The sequence below is a fragment of the Limnobacter sp. genome, assembly GCF_964228395.1.
Classification (GTDB): Bacteria; Pseudomonadota; Gammaproteobacteria; order Burkholderiales; family Burkholderiaceae_B; genus Limnobacter.
In genome coordinates this window covers 1-14778 of the sequence record NZ_CAXQZX010000107.1, presented here as the reverse complement: position 1 = coordinate 14778, position 14778 = coordinate 1, and the positions used below count along the sequence as shown (strand labels likewise).

At 58.6% G+C, this 14778-nt stretch carries 13 protein-coding genes; 8 read left to right on the top strand and 5 right to left on the bottom strand.

All coding sequences use genetic code 11. From position 1 onward, the window contains the following. Window positions 1–320: 320 nt before the first annotated feature. On the bottom strand, window positions 321–2330 hold the full coding sequence (locus tag ACEQU8_RS08865; protein ID WP_370263019.1) for a TonB-dependent receptor family protein: 2010 nt from the start codon (window positions 2328–2330) through the stop codon (window positions 321–323). A gap of 117 nt (window positions 2331–2447) precedes the next feature. On the opposite strand from ACEQU8_RS08865, the gene ACEQU8_RS08860 reads away from it, so the two are divergent. From ACEQU8_RS08860 to ACEQU8_RS08850, 3 genes are all read left to right on the top strand, one after another. Then, complete coding sequence (locus ACEQU8_RS08860; RefSeq protein WP_370263018.1) at window positions 2448–3869, top strand: hypothetical protein; 1422 nt, start codon at window positions 2448–2450, stop codon at window positions 3867–3869. Further along, entirely contained in the window at window positions 3857–4402 is a 546-nt protein-coding gene (locus ACEQU8_RS08855) for a response regulator transcription factor (protein WP_370263017.1), read from the top strand. The genes ACEQU8_RS08860 and ACEQU8_RS08855 overlap by 13 nt, the downstream gene beginning before the upstream one ends. Window positions 4403–4583: 181 nt before the next feature. Beyond that, complete coding sequence (locus ACEQU8_RS08850) at window positions 4584–5858, top strand: putative Na+/H+ antiporter (protein ID WP_370263016.1); 1275 nt, start codon at window positions 4584–4586, stop codon at window positions 5856–5858. A gap of 63 nt (window positions 5859–5921) precedes the next feature. On the opposite strand, the gene ACEQU8_RS08845 is transcribed toward ACEQU8_RS08850, so the two are convergent. From ACEQU8_RS08845 to ACEQU8_RS08830, 4 genes are all read right to left on the bottom strand, one after another. Then, the gene (locus tag ACEQU8_RS08845; protein ID WP_370263014.1) at window positions 5922–6500 is read right to left on the bottom strand and encodes an NnrU family protein; all 579 of its coding nucleotides are present in this window, start codon (window positions 6498–6500) and stop codon (window positions 5922–5924) included. Between the two features lie 28 nt (window positions 6501–6528). Further along, on the bottom strand, window positions 6529–7095 hold the full coding sequence (locus ACEQU8_RS08840; RefSeq protein ID WP_370263013.1) for a hypothetical protein: 567 nt from the start codon (window positions 7093–7095) through the stop codon (window positions 6529–6531). 12 nt (window positions 7096–7107) lie between these two features. Then, entirely contained in the window at window positions 7108–7854 is a 747-nt protein-coding gene (locus ACEQU8_RS08835) for a FadR/GntR family transcriptional regulator (protein WP_370263012.1), read from the bottom strand. 75 nt (window positions 7855–7929) lie between these two features. Beyond that, on the bottom strand, window positions 7930–8865 hold the full coding sequence (locus tag ACEQU8_RS08830) for a hydrogen peroxide-inducible genes activator (protein ID WP_370263011.1): 936 nt from the start codon (window positions 8863–8865) through the stop codon (window positions 7930–7932). A gap of 63 nt (window positions 8866–8928) precedes the next feature. On the opposite strand from ACEQU8_RS08830, the gene senA reads away from it, so the two are divergent. From senA to ACEQU8_RS08805, 5 genes are all read left to right on the top strand, one after another. Further along, a complete protein-coding gene (gene senA, locus ACEQU8_RS08825) occupies window positions 8929–10128 on the top strand; it encodes a selenoneine synthase SenA (protein ID WP_370263021.1) in 1200 nt (399 codons plus the stop codon). Between the two features lie 111 nt (window positions 10129–10239). After that, window positions 10240–11169, top strand: a complete 930-nt coding sequence (locus ACEQU8_RS08820; RefSeq protein ID WP_370263010.1) for a ZIP family metal transporter — start codon at window positions 10240–10242, stop codon at window positions 11167–11169. A 67-nt stretch (window positions 11170–11236) separates the two neighbouring features. Continuing rightward, window positions 11237–11818, top strand: a complete 582-nt coding sequence (locus ACEQU8_RS08815) for an NUDIX hydrolase (protein WP_370263009.1) — start codon at window positions 11237–11239, stop codon at window positions 11816–11818. A gap of 132 nt (window positions 11819–11950) precedes the next feature. Continuing rightward, window positions 11951–14098, top strand: coding sequence for an FAD-dependent oxidoreductase (locus ACEQU8_RS08810; protein WP_370263008.1), 2148 nt, complete (start codon window positions 11951–11953; stop codon window positions 14096–14098). Window positions 14099–14196: 98 nt separating this feature from the next. After that, on the top strand, window positions 14197–14778 hold a 582-nt coding region (locus tag ACEQU8_RS08805; protein ID WP_370263006.1), incomplete at its 3' end, for an FAD-dependent oxidoreductase.

Here is a 14778-nt window from a genome sequence, read left to right as displayed (position 1 = left end):
CAGCGACCTTCAGGACAATCTGCCCGACCGTGCCAAGAATGAACGGTGCCCCCAAGGGGGCAGAGGCCCGACCCGACCTCAGTTTTGGAGGGCGGGCCTCAGTTCAGGCGAGGCTCAGGGAGGGATCAACAGATTGGCCGTCGCCAAGGGGCATGGACCTGCTGGTTTCAAGGAGCAAGCGACACCGCTAAACGGGGCATGGTCCTGCTTGCTTCAAGGAGCAAGCGAATCAAACAGGCTGGCATAACGAGCGGCATGGACCTGCTGGCTTCAAAGAGCAAGCGAGCCACAGAGGCAGTGCCGTAACCGCTATCCGACACTCAGAAGCTCAACTCAACACCTGCGTATACGCTGCGCCCCTCCCCCGGCGCAAACTGCGCGGTGTCATTGCCCGCAGCGTTAATAATTACCCCCGTGGTGGCTGCATACACTTTGTTGGTCAGGTTTCGCGCATCCACGAACATCCGCACAGCAGGGTTGACTCGGTAACTGGCCGTTAGGCCCAACAGGGTGTACGGGTCGCTAAAAAAAGTGTTCTGCAGGTCAACCGCGTAACCCTGTGGCACATACTCAGCATGGGGGGAGATAAGCCAACCGCTGGGGTGTTTGTAATCCAGCCGGGCGCGCAGATACTCCTCGGGCGCGCCGGGGATGGCGTTGCTTCCATACACCCGGTCGCCGTCGAAGGCAAAGCGGCCCAGTGTGTAGGCCATCTGCCAGCCCAGGCTGTCGTTCGGGCCAAACAGGCCTTTGAACAATGGCCCACCCAAGCCCAGTTCGATGCCTTGGTGAATGGTGTTCTCTGCATTCAAAATGGCCGATGGGCCGGGCACGGCGGGGTTCAGTTGGTAGTTCACAAATTCATTTTTTACTCGGCTGTAGTAAAGCGCTACATCCCATTGCACGGAGCCGCCATGGCCTCGGCTGCCGACCTCCAGGGTGGTTGATTCCTGTGCTTTCAAGTCTCTGCTGGCACTGGTTTCCGAAAACGTGGGTGGTTCGTATGCTTTGCTCAAATTGCCAAACACCTGCACCTCGGCGCTGGCATCCCACAGCAAACCAAGCTTTGGGCTCCAATGTGCATATCGCCTTTCATAGCCATGGTTGCCGTTGGCCACAAACTGGTCGGTCAGGGTGCGTTTGGCATGGGTCCACTGCGCGCCAGCAATGGCCTGCAGGGTATCGCTTAGGTTTACGCGCGCTTCGCCATGCAGTTCATTGTTGTGGGCTTTTTGGCTGTCGTCGTTGTTCAGGTTGCTGCTTGGCGTATTCAGGGGGCTGAAGGTTCGCGCCTGTGTAAAGCCACGCACCAAATTAAAACCAAGCGTGGTTTGGTAGGGCAGCCCCCATGCCATGCCATGGGCGATGCGGTTGCCAAACACGCCAGTTTCCCGGGTGGCTTGGTCAATTAGGCCAAAGGCCAGCGGGTGGTACAGGTTTTTGTCTACGGCGTAAACACCGGTGTTGTATTCCGCGTCGTCGCCTATCCAAGTGTTTTTGTTGGCCAGGCGTGTGATGACAAAATCTCGCTGTGAGCGGCTCAGCTTCGAGGCAGCGTTGGCTTGGCTGCGGTTGTTGTTCAGTTGTGCTTTGGTGAGGTTTCCAGGCAGTTCCTGGTTCATGTCGCCATGGATCAAATAAAAGCGGGTTTCAGCCCGTGCGCCCAGCTTCAAGCCCAGGTTGGCATTCAGGCGCGTGTTCTTCTGTGCGCTGTATTCCCTAAACCCGTCCGACCGCAATTGGGACAAGGATGCAAAATAATCCCACCGTTCAACCACATCCCCGGTTTTAAATTGCAGCCGACCAAACTCGTGCGGCCCAACATCGGCCCGCAGCACATGGCTCGCCTGCGTGTAGCCAGTGGGGGTTACAAAGTTGATTGCGCCCCCCAAGCTCGCCGCGCCGTATTGCAGGGCGTTGGCCCCTTTGTACACCTCCACATGTTGCAAGGCCAAGGGGTCAATGTCTTGAAAATCTGCCCCGCCGTCGGCCAAGTTAATAGGTACCCCATCTTGCAACAGTCGTATGCCTCGCATGTGAAAGGTTCTGGACAAACCCGAGCCCCGAATACTTAGGCGGGACTCCTCATTCACCCTGCTTTGCGAAAACACCCCCGGCACAAAGTCGAGCATGTCTTTCATGCTCACCGCTTTGCCTGCCTCGAAAGATTTGGCATCCACCACGGCGGTGCCGCCCGGCACATCGCGCAATTTGTTTTGCGCCGCGCTCACGCTGGCTGCACCCAAGGCTTCCTTTTGGGCTTGCACCTCCACATCGTCCAGTGCGTGGGCAGCCCAGGTCGATGGGTGGCCCATCAACAGGCAAGGCATACACAATACGGCAACACGAAAGGGCAGGCTGTGGCGAAGTGCTTTGAGCTGTGGCGGCATGGTTGGCTAGAGAAGATTTTCAAGCCGTGTTTATAACCCCGTGCAAGCCCGTACAAAATGCGGCATATTGTCGCAGTGGTCTGCGAAATTGGTTTGTTTTCAAACCGCGCAGTGGCCGCCGGCATAGAATTTCACACCATGGTTACACCTCCTCTTGATCCACGTGGCATGTTGCGCCCAGCCAAGCCAGCTGCGCCCGGCAGCTTCATGGAACTCCTGGGTGGCAGCGTTGCCCCTTCACCGGTTGAGCGCCGTCAGCAATTACACACCGTGTTAAAAATGAGGGGCTTTGTAGTCGCCTTTTTGCTGCTGGTGGTGGCTTTTGCCAGTGGCCCCATGCAGGTGCAGCTTCCCATCTGGCCGCTGCTTTTTTTGCTCGCATCCATGGCGCTGCTCAGTGGCTTGTGTCTGTTGCGGCTAAAGCAAAGCAGTGCGGTCGGGCCCTGGGAGGTGTTTGCCCAACTGTTTGCAGACATCGCTGCGTTCTCGTTGGTGTTGTATTTCACGGGCGGTGCCACCAATCCATTTGTTGCCCTGTATTTGCCGCTGTTGGGGCTGGCTGCAGCGCTGCTGCCATGGCCGCAGGTGTTTGGTTTGGCGGTGTTTAGCGTCATGGCCTATTCGGTGCTGATGGTGCACTACATCCCCCTGGTGTTGGCCAATCCGTCTGATGGCGTACATTTTCATTTGCTGGGCATGTGGCTAAATTTCATCGCCAGTGTGGCCATTCTGGTGGTGTTTGTGGCGCGTCTCAGTGACTCTGTTCGGCGTCGCAACCTGGCCTTGGGCCAAGCAGAAAGGCGCTTGGCCAGGGAATCCAGCATGGCCGCCTTGGGTAATCAGGCAGCCTCCATCGCCCATCAATTGGGCACCCCGGTGTCCACCCTTTCTATGGTGGTGGCCGATTGGGCGGCAGACTCCACCCTGCAGGTGCCGCAGCAGGACCTTCAAGCCATGCAACTGCAGCTGGCAGCCATCGAAAAAACCATGGCTCAGCTTCGCAAGCAGGTCAGCATGGGGCGCTATCCCCAGCAAACCCTGGGCCAGAACCCCTTGGCTGTGGTCACGCGTTTTTTGGCAGATTGGCGCAATCGTCATCCTCGGCACCTTCTTGAATATGAGCATCCAGGTCGAAAGCTGGAGGAAGGCCAACGCGTGGCCGAAGATTTGCTCACCCTCGGTTTGTCCACCCTCATGGACAATTCCAGCCAGGCCTATACCCGCTCGGGCAACGATCATGAATTGAAAGTGAGCGTGCACATTGCCCCGCAGATGTTCACCGTGAAGGTGCTCGACTGGGCCGGCGGCGTCAGCCCCGAGCTTCTGGAAGATCTTGGTCGAAACCCGGTTCAGTCGCATGGCCAGGGCATTGGTTTGTTTTTGCTGGGCGGTTTGCTTGAGCGCGCAGGTGGCCAGTTAACCCTGCAAAACACGGGTTCGGGTCTGTTGGCCACCATGGAGCTGCCGTGGATGACCTAAATCGCCAACTGCTGGTGGTGGATGACGACCCCGTTTTTTCTGCCACATTGCTTAGGTCGCTGGCCAGGCAAGGCATACCTGCCCAGCAGGCCAGCAACCACGAAGAGGCGCTGCGGCTTGCCTCCCGGTGCGCGTTCAGCGATGTGGTGCTCGATTTAAACCTTGGGGACCATTCCGGGCTCCATCTGATTGGTCCGCTGCGCCAAATGCTGCCCTCGGCGCGTCTGCTTATCCTCACTGGGTATGCCAGCATTGCCACCACTGTTCAAGCCATCAAGCTGGGTGCGGACAACTATCTGGCCAAACCCACCACCACCTCAGCCATTTTGAACGCGCTGGCTGGATCCGGCCAGGCGACGACCGATTCGCCCGCCCTCAGCGACACCCCCATGTCGGTCCCTCGGCTGGAGTGGGAACACATTCAACGGGTGTTGGCCGAGCACCAAGGCAATGTGTCTGCCACGGCCAGGGCTTTGAACATGCACCGCCGCACTTTGCAGCGCAAATTGGCCAAACGTCCTGTGAGTCGCTGAACCAGTCCCGTGCTTTCGTTTAGTAAGCAAACGGTGTCTGGGAACTTTATTTGCATGATAGGCTCAGACTATGAGTTGCTGCCCCCCGGCCGGGCAAGCGTGGCATGGCATGCCTCGGCTTGTGTGTCCTGGTTTTCGCTTTACGGGCAGTGTTTGTCAACTTACAAATCAAGAACGAATCATGACAGCAAGCACCATTCAATGGATTGCGGCGTTCCTGTTCGCCGGTGCGCTCATCCACACGTTTTCTGCAAGCTATTTCGAAAAACTCGCCCACCACAGCAAACACCACAGCGGCTTGTTTCATTTGCTGGGCGAGGTCGAGGCTGTGTTTGGCATTTGGGCCTTGTTCCTCATCATCGCCATGGCGTTTGCGGTCGACCTCAAATCGGCCGTGGAATACGTGGACACGCGCCACTACACCGAGCCACTTTTTGTGTTCGTCATCATGGTGGTGGCCGCCAGCCGCCCTGTGTTGGATGCCGCCCGCATGTTGGTTGAGGGCATTGCCAAACTCATGCCGCTAGCCCCGGCGGTGGCCTTTACCTGGCTGGGCTTGTTCCTGGTGCCCTTGTTGGGCAGCTTCATCACAGAGCCCGCAGCCATGACCTTGGCGGCGCTGTTGCTTCGCGATGTGCTGTTTGCCAAAAATGTGCCCAACAAAATTCGCTACCTTGGCCTGGGCGTGCTGTTCGTCAATATCTCCATTGGCGGGGTGCTCACCAACTTTGCAGCGCCGCCCGTGCTCATGGTGGCCAGCACTTGGGGTTGGAGCACAGCCTTCATGATGCAAACCTTTGGCTGGAAAGCGGCCATCGCCGTGTTCATCAACGCCACCGTGTTTGCGTTCTACGCGGCCAAACACCTCACCGGTGAAGTGAAAGCGCCCGAAGCCTTGGGTGAAAATGGCGAAAAGCTGGACCCCGTGCCTTGGTGGGCCATGGTCATTCACTTGCTTTTCTTGCTTGGCGTGGTGGTGTTTGCCCACCATCCTGCGGTGTTCCTGGGGCTTTTCTTGTTCTTCCTGGGCTTCACCGTGGCCTACAATTCTTTCCAAACACGCTTGTTGCTGAAAGAGGGCTTACTGGTTGCCTTCTTCCTGGCCGGTTTGGTGGTGTTGGGAGGCATGCAGCAATGGTGGCTTCAGCCAGCGGTTAGCGACCTGAACGATGGCGTGCTCTTTGTTGCGGCCATGGCACTAACAGCCATCACCGACAACGCGGCCCTCACGTACTTGGGGTCGCTGATTGAAGGCACCTCCGAGAGCTTCCGTTACGCCCTGGTGGCTGGTGCAGTGGCAGGCGGTGGCTTAACCGTGATTGCCAACGCCCCCAACCCGGCAGGTTTGTCGCTGCTCAAGCGCCAATTCCCAGACGAGGCCGTGTCCGCCGGTGGGTTGTTGGCTGGCGCTTTGCTGCCCACGGCTGTTGCCGCTGCGGCGTTCTATTTCCTGTAGACCGCATCTACGCCAACAAAAAAGCCGGCGCGAAGCCGGCTTTTTGCTTTTGCAGGGCGTTCATTAACGGGCAAATGGGCTAATCCCCACCAAAGCCACGTGCAGCCAGGCTGCAAACACCAACCAGGCCAGTACCCCCACCACCACGGTCATCATGGTCCCCACTTTGCTCGGTGTAGGGCCAATGGGGGATGACCGTTTGCGGGCGCTTTTAAACACCAGCACAGCCCACACCAAAAACGAGCCAAACAGCAGCAGGTCGGCCAGGGTGCCGTTGGCCAGCAGGTGGGCCAGCGCCCACACCTTCACTGCCAAAGTCATGGGGTGCTGCAGCTTCGCCTTGATGTGGTTGGCAGGCACAAAGGCCGCCGCCAGCAGAATCATTGAAAACAACATGAGCAGGGCGGCGATGTGCCGGGTTGCTGTGGGGGGGCTCCACAAAAAAACAGGGTCTAGCCTGGCTTGCCCATAACCCACCACCAGCAAAACAAACCCTGTAATAGACACCGCTGTGTACAAACCCTTGTAACGGCCCATGCCCAGCTTTTGAATCAATGCCTCGCGCCAATGGTCGCCCGGAACGCGCAGCGCGTGTACGCCCAAAAACAACACCAAGCCCAGCAGCAACATCAGCAGTCCCATACGCATTCTCCAGAAAGGGTTTGGGCGATTATGTCATGTTGCTGGCAAAACGCCCCAGCGCTTCGGGCGCGGGCAGGCGCTTTTGCAGCCACTTGGGGCAATGCTTCCAGCCCAGCACATTGCTTTCACGCACCCCTTGCTCAGTAAACACCCTTGTTCCCATCAGGTAGTCAAACCATGGCCGGGTGACGCACCAATTGGCGCCAGGGTGTTTGCCCATGTGGTGGTCGTAATGCCAGGGCACGCGCTGTTCCCCCCAGGCTGGGTTCATGTGGCTTTTTTTGTGAACCCGGTAGTAGTTGGCAGCGCTGTACCACAGGGTGCCCACAAAAAAGGGCGCCACAGGAAACAAGGGGGCCACCGCCACGGCGCTGCCAATCAAGGCCCAGGCCTCCTTGCCTTGCGCATGCAAGCCCAAGGGGAAACGTTCATAGTTGGGGTCGTAATACCCATGGGCCCGAACCTCGCGGTGGTGCTCATGGAAGTGAAACGCCCAAAACGTGCCCCGCTTTTTGCCCAGGCCGTGCAGCACATACTTGTGCATGCCCCATTCCACAGCATTGGCGGTCAACAGCCCCAAAGGGATTCCCAGCATGCTTGCCTCCGGTCAGTGTTCATTGGTTTTAATCACAGAAAAAGCGCGCTCCAGGGCGCGGCTTCCCAGTTCTACATGCTGTCGGGCCAGCACCTCGCAGCGGCGATGCTCCCCCGCCTTGATGGCCAAGGCCAGTTGGTGCAGGGTGGCCACATCTGAAAACTCGGCCGCCATCACGTGGGTGAGCGCACCCCAAGCGGCGCGGTAGGTCTGGTTCATTGAATTGAAAGCCAATTTGAACACCACATTGCCGCTGTGTTGCACCACGGCCTCCCAGTAGTCAAAGGCCAGTTGTTGCAGTTTTGGCAAACGCACCGCCATGTCGGCCTCGGCCAGGCAGGCGCGCATCCGTTCAAGCACGGCCTCAAGCCTGGGGTGCAAATCGGCGCTGGCGTGCTGCGCCGCTTGGCTGGCCACCAACGGGGCAAGCACTTTGCGCACGGCCACAATGCCTTGGGCCAGTTCGGTGTTCAATTGCCCTTGGGCGTTCACCAACAAGCTCGGTAGCAGCTCCAACCCGCCAGTGCGCTCAAAGTTTTCCACTTGGGTGGCTCCACCGTGGCGCACCCGCACAAGGCTGGCCTGTTGAAGCCTTTTGATGGCCTCCCGCACCGCACCCCGATTAACCCCAAAGGTTTCAGCCAGCTGGCGCTCCGACGGCAGTTCGGTGCCCTCAGGCCAGCTTCTGCTTAAAATTCGGTCTCGCAGGCGGGCGTAGACCTGTTCCGAGAGGGATTGCTTCTGAATGGGCGTGTCCATTTGAACTGGTCATGTGGTTGTATGGTCAACTCATCATACCAGTAAGATGTTCACATGCAAATGCCGCGCGTCCCCTCAAGCAGAGCGGCACTGGGCCAAGGTTTGCGCGAATGCGCCCATCAAAAAATCCAGCTTCGGGTGGGTGGGGCGGCTCACCAGTGCAATGGTGCGTTTTGGCAGCGGCTCGGCCAGGTCAACTTGCGCCACCTCGGTGTTGTTTAAAATCCCAGCCTCAATGGCCATGCGCGGCACCAGCGCACAACCCATGCCCGAATTCACCAGTTGCACCATGGTGCTCAGGTTGGTCGACTCGACCCCGTTTGCCTCAGCCCCGTTGTTGCTGGTCTGGTTGCTGCACGCCAGCAAGGCGTGGTCCCGAAGGCAGTGCCCGCGTTCCAGCAGCAGCATACGCTCCGAGGCGTGTAGCTTGTCTAAGCTCTGGGGGCCCTGCCGGGTCAGTGGGTCCTCTTTGGGGGCGATCAGGCACAGCGCCTCTTCAAACAACACATGGGTGTGCAGTTTGCCCACCTCCATGGGCAGGGCAATCACCGCAGCATCCAGCTCGCCACTTTCAACCTCGGCCAGCAGCATCAGGGTTTGGCTTTCCCGTATGGCCACTTGCAGTTCGGGAAATGCCTGCTTGGTCAATTTCAACAGCCGCGTCAGCACAAACGGCGCAATGGTGGGAATCACCCCCAGGCGCAAGCCGCCACGGGCCGGGTCGGTCGCGTTGTGGGCCAAGGTCACCAAATCCAGGCTCTCGCTCAAAATATTGTGGGCGCGTCTAACCACCTGCTGACCAATCTCGGTCAGTGCCACGCGTTGGCGATCGCGCTCCACCAGGCGCACGTCCAGCACTCGCTCAAGCTCCGCAATGCCGCCAGACAGGGTGGATTGGGTTACAAAGCACAACTCGGCCGCCTTGGTGAAATTCAGGGTGTCTGCCACCGCCACCAGGTAGCTGAGTTGCTTCAGGGACAAAGCTGCGGCATGATGGAGTTGTTTGCTCATCGGGTTGGCCGATTAAAAAGTAAATATTGATCTATTCTAGCCGTAACCTCTATTTTGTTGCACGTGCAGACCACCAACAGTTCTAATCCCGCGCATCTTGCGCGCTTTGCCGACGGGGCGTTTCTGCTGCAGGCCTTGCCGCGTGCGCGGCAGCGTACGCTGGGCTTGCTTCAGGATTACGTGCGCGCTCTGGGCGAAGACTGCGCTGTGCCCTGCCAAGCCGAATTGAACCCGCCACTTTGGGAGCTTTGCCATGTGGCTTGGTTCCAGGAATGGTGGCTGGCCCGCAACCCGCACTGGGCTCGAGGCGTGGATTGCCCTGCCGATGTGGCGCGCTTGCCCTCGCTGTTGCCCAACGCCGACCAGCGGCTCGATTCCAGCGCCATTGCACATGACCTGCGCTGGGACATTGGCCTGCCCGATTTGCAGGGCACGCGTCAATACCTGTCGGCCACCCTGCAGGCCACCCTTGAACTGCTGCAGCAGGCCATTGCTCGGTGCCAGGCAGAACCCCAGCTTCAAGATGCGTTGCTGTATTTTTTCCGCTTGAGCCTGCTGCATGAGCAAATGCACAACGAGGCCGCGGTATTCATGGCTCGTCAACTGGACATTCCCCTCACGCCGCCCCATGCCGCGCCAAGGGGGCTGAATGCAGCGGTGCAGGCCTCCAGTTTGGCCCCACTGCAATTGCGGGCCACCTCGTGGACTTTGGGCTGGCAAGGCGGGGGCTTCGCATTCGATAACGAATTGAACGGCCACGGCGTCACGCTTCAAGATTTTCAAATGGATGCTGCCCCCGTCAGTTGGAAGCAGTACTTGGCCTTTTGTCAGGCCAGCGGGCATCCCCTGCCCAACGGGGTTTCAATGCAAGGCGATGGTTGGGTTTTAAACGCTTTCGGATCGCAAGCCCCGCTCAATCTTGATCTTCCTGCACAAAACCTCAGCTGGTACGACGCCCAGGCCTATTGCCAATGGGCTGGCCGGCGCTTGCCCACCGAGGCGGAGTGGGAGTACGCCGCCTGCACACAAGGCGACATGCAGTGGGGGCAGGTCTGGGAATGGACAGCCGACACCTTCTTGCCATTCCCGGGGTTCCAGATGCACCCTTACCAAGACTACTCCAAGCCTTGGTTTTACGACCGAAAAGTGCTCAAGGGTGCCAGTTGGGCCACTTCCGCAGAAATGGTCCACCCCAAATACCGCAATTATTTTCAGCCCGACCGGCGCGATGTGTTCTCGGGCTTCCGCACCTGCGCGGTCTAACACTTAATCGGAAAAGTCGATTAAAAAGATAGATATTAGCCGTTAGACGAATATCAACCGGCTTGGCACACTGATGCTTGTGTTCCTCCAACCATGCATCAGGAGCTTGCCATGAGCATACAAACCATGACCAAAATCGTGGGCCTCAACATTGCCGACCGGCAGGGGGCGGGCCTGTTCCGCGCAGCGCGTGGCCTGTTGGGTTTGTTGGTCGCATTCACCGGCTTGTATTTGTTGCTTACCCAGGCACTGCCTGCGGTGTGGGCAGCTGTTGAACACATCATGACCACCCCAGCCAAACTGCGCGCCGTTGAGTTGTCGGCCATTGCTGGCGCAGCCACCGGCCTGGGTGGCATGGCCTTGTTGGTAATGCGCAAAATTGATGACCAAGGTTTGGGCCTCTTTATTGCAATCGCCGCGGGCATGATGGCCGCCGCAGCGGTGATCTCCCTGTTCCTGCCCGCCCTTCAAACCGAGGGGGCATTGGCCGTGGCCTTGGTCGCAAGCGCAGCAGGCTATGGCTTGATGACCATGGTTGACCAAACCTTGCCCCATGAACACCCGGTGGCCGGGCCCGCCCAGCAGGCGGGGGCAGAACGCCTGCGCATGGCCATGCTCATGACCATTGCCATCGGCCTGCACAACCTGCCCGAGGGCTTTGCCGTGGGGGCCAGCGCTGGAGCGGGTGCGGCAGCCAACAATGGCGCAGCCTTGTCCATCGGTCTGCAAAACATTCCTGAGGGTCTCATTGTGGCCACTGCATTGTGGAGCATCGGCGTGAGCAAGGGCATGGCGGCATTGGCGGCCTTGCTCACAGGGCTGGTTGAACCTGTGGGTGCGGCTGTTGGTGTGGTGGCTTCCGATGCCTGGCCCATGGGCACGCCCGCGGCCATGGCCTTTGCGGCGGGTGCCATGGCCTTTGTGGTGTTTAACGAAATGATTCCGGAGAGCGTCAAAATGACAGGAAAAATCAAAACCCTTTACACGGCAGGTGTGTCCACCGTACTCACGGCCTTGGCCTTGGGCTGGATGGGCGCATAAGCAGGCAACAGACGCCTTAAGGCGGTTACAATTTTGAGCAGCTTTGCTGCCCTCAAGTTGTCTCACCATGCTCATGCGCCACACCTTCATCGCCCTGTTTTTGTTAACCGCTTGCAGCAGCCAATCCGACGGTCCGCCAGCAGGCCTGGCCGCTTACGCCTGCCATGCTGGCCAAGCCCATGTGTTGTTGGCTTTTGATCCTCACCCCGCCCGGCGGGCCTGGAGTACTTTGGGCGGTGGTGCACAGGCAGACGAAACCCCCGCGCAAACAGCCCTTCGTGAATTTCGGGAAGAATCCAATTGCGCCTACACCGCCGAGGAACTGGCCTCGCTAGAACTGGCTGGCCCCTCGGTGTCTGCGGGCGTTCCGTTTCACCTGTACGCAGCCAAGGTGCCTTTCAAACCCATCAGCGAATTTGGGCAAGAGCGCAGTTGTGTCGACATTGAACGCAGCCAGTGGGTGTGGGTCAAACATGCAGACCTTGTGCAAGCGCTCAACAACAAAGCCATGACGGTGCCGGTGGCCCTTGGCCCATTGCCCCAAGTTGCGCTGTGGAACCGGGGTGTGGAGTCCCTGCGCAAAGCCATGGAAGATGGCGTTCTGCCCGACAACCCCAACACCATCGATTGCCTCGGCACCGCGCCTTAAAACGAGCGCTGCGCAGGGCCGCGTGCACCCGATTCTGTTCTGCTCTACACTGGGTTGCAGTAACTTTTATCGGCGCCGCAACGAATATCCAAGGCACCCCAGCGCGCCATTGACCCTTCCCTTTGCCTCATCATGAAAAAAATAATTCTTTTGCTTGTGCTTCTTGTTGTTTCAGCGGTGTTCATTTTTGACCTGCACACCCTGCTCACGCTGGAAAGCTTGAAGGCCCGCCTGGAAGAGTTTCGTGCCTTTCAGGCCGAGTCCCCCTGGTTGGTGGCTGGGGTTTACTTTGCGGCCTACGTGGTGGTCACCGCTTTCTCAATTCCTGGCGCAGCGGTCATGACCTTGGCCGGTGGCGCTTTGTTTGGCCTGTTGCAGGGGCTCATCATCGTGTCGTTTGCCTCCACCGTGGGCGCCACCTTGGCTTTCTTGGGTGCACGCTACCTGCTGCGCGACTCCGTGCAGTCCAAGTTTGGTGCCCGGCTCAAAGCCATCAATGCCGGGGTTGAAAAAGAAGGAGCCTTTTACCTGTTCACCTTGCGCTTGGTGCCGGTGTTTCCGTTTTTCCTCATCAACCTGCTGATGGGGCTCACCAGCATGAAGGCCGTTACCTTTTTCTGGGTCAGCCAACTGGGCATGCTGGCAGGCACGGCGGTGTATGTGAACGCGGGGACCGAACTGGCCAACATCAACAGCTTGGGCGGCATCTTGTCCCCCGGGGTGTTGTTGTCATTTGCCTTGTTGGGGGTGTTTCCCCTGTTGGCCAAAAAAGTCACTGACAAAATCAAGGCGCGCAAAGTGTATGCACGCTGGACCAAGCCGGCTCGCTTTGATCGCAACCTCATCGTGATCGGTGCAGGTGCAGCGGGTTTGGTCAGTGCCTACATTGCAGCAGCCGTTAAGGCCAAAGTCACCTTGATTGAAGCCCACAAAATGGGTGGCGATTGCCTGAACTACGGCTGCGTGCCCTCCAAAGCACTGATTAAAAGTGCCAAGCTGGCCCACCAAATGCGCAAGGCCGAACACTACGGCTTGCAGGCTACCGAGCCGCAATTCAGCTTCAAGGCCGTCATGCAGCGAGTGCACAGCATCATCGCCGCCATCGAGCCGCATGACAGCATCGAGCGCTACACCAAACTGGGCGTTGATGTGGTGCAGGGCCATGCCAAGCTCATCGACCCCTGGACGGTTGAAATCAAACACCCCGATGGTAAAACCAGCAAGTTGACAGGCCGAAGCATTGTGATTGCCGCTGGCGCACAGCCTTTTATTCCGCCACTGCCCGGCATCGAGCAAGCAGGGGTGCTCACCAGCGACACCCTGTGGCACGAGTTGGCCCAACGCGACCAAGCGCCCAAGCGCCTGGTGGTGTTGGGGGGCGGTCCCATTGGTTGTGAACTGGCGCAAAGTTTTGCCCGGCTGGGCAGCCAGGTGACCCAGGTTGAAATGGCCCCTCGCATCATGCTGCGCGAAGACGAAGAAGTGTCCCGCATGGCCAGTGAGTCGCTCACGCAAGATGGCGTGCAAATACTCACCCAGCACAAAGCCCTGCGTTTTGAACAACGCAATGGCGAAAAGCTCTTGGTGGTCGAGCATCAGGGGCAAGAAAAACAAATTGCCTACGACGACGTGATCTGCGCCGTGGGCCGCGTGGCACGCCTGAAGGGTTATGGGCTGGAAGATTTGGGCATTGAAACCAACCGCACCGTGGTCACCAATGAATATCTGGAAACCCTGTACCCCAACATTTTTGCCTGCGGGGACGTGGCGGGCCCCTACCAGTTCACCCACACGGCCGCACACCAAGCCTGGTACGCCGCCGTGAATGCGCTGTTTGGGCAGTTTAAAAAGTTCAAAGCCGATTACTCGGTCATTCCCTGGGCCACCTTCACCGACCCCGAGGTGGCGAGGGTGGGCATCAACGAGCAAGAAGCCAAAGAACAAGGCATTGCTTACGAAGTCACCCGCTATGGCATCGACGACCTGGACCGTGCCATTGCCGACAGCGACGCCCACGGCTTGGTGAAGGTGCTCACCGTGCCCGGCAAAGACAAAATATTGGGTGTCACCATGGTGGGCGTGCACGCTGGCGACCTGATGGCCGAATTTGTGTTGGCCATGAAACATGGTTTGGGCTTGAACAAAATATTGGGCACCATCCACACCTACCCCACGCTGGCCGAAGCCAACAAATACGCAGCAGGCGAGTGGAAGCGGGCCCATGCACCCCAGGGCGTATTGCGCCTGCTGGGCAAATACCACGCCTGGCGTCTGGGTTAGCACAGGTGGGGTGGTATCTTGGGGCTTGTACAAGCCGGGTATTGCCCCATCGCATTCCCGTTTACAAGCAACACCAAGCAGTACAAAAGGAGTAAACAATGAGCAGCAACACAGCCTATGATCTTGTCGTCATTGGTGGAGGTTCTGGCGGTGTGGCCAGTGCGCGCCGCGCGGCCAGCCACGGGGCCAAGGTGGCACTCATCGAAAACAGCCGCTTGGGTGGCACTTGTGTCATTCGCGGCTGCGTGCCCAAAAAACTCATGATGTATGCCGCCCGGTTTGGTCAAAGCCTTCGTGAAGGTTTGCAGCCCGGCTGGCGCATTGAGCAAGCCAACTTTGACATGGCGCAGTGGCAGGCCGCCAAGGGCAAGGAAATTGACCGCCTGGAGGGCATCTACGCCAAAATGCTTTCCAACAGCGGGGTCGAGGTTATTCACGGCACCGGCCGCATTGTGTCGGCCACGCAGGTCGAAGTGGGCCAAAGCATCCTGAACACCCAACGCATTCTGATCGCCACCGGCGCATCGCCCAACCGCCACGCATTTTCAGGGCTGGAACTGGCTGCCACCTCCAATGAACTGCTCGACCTCAGCACGCTGCCCAGCCGCGTGGGCGTGATTGGTGCGGGCTATATCGCACTGGAATTTGCCTGCATATTGCGCGGCCTTGGCGCCCAGGTG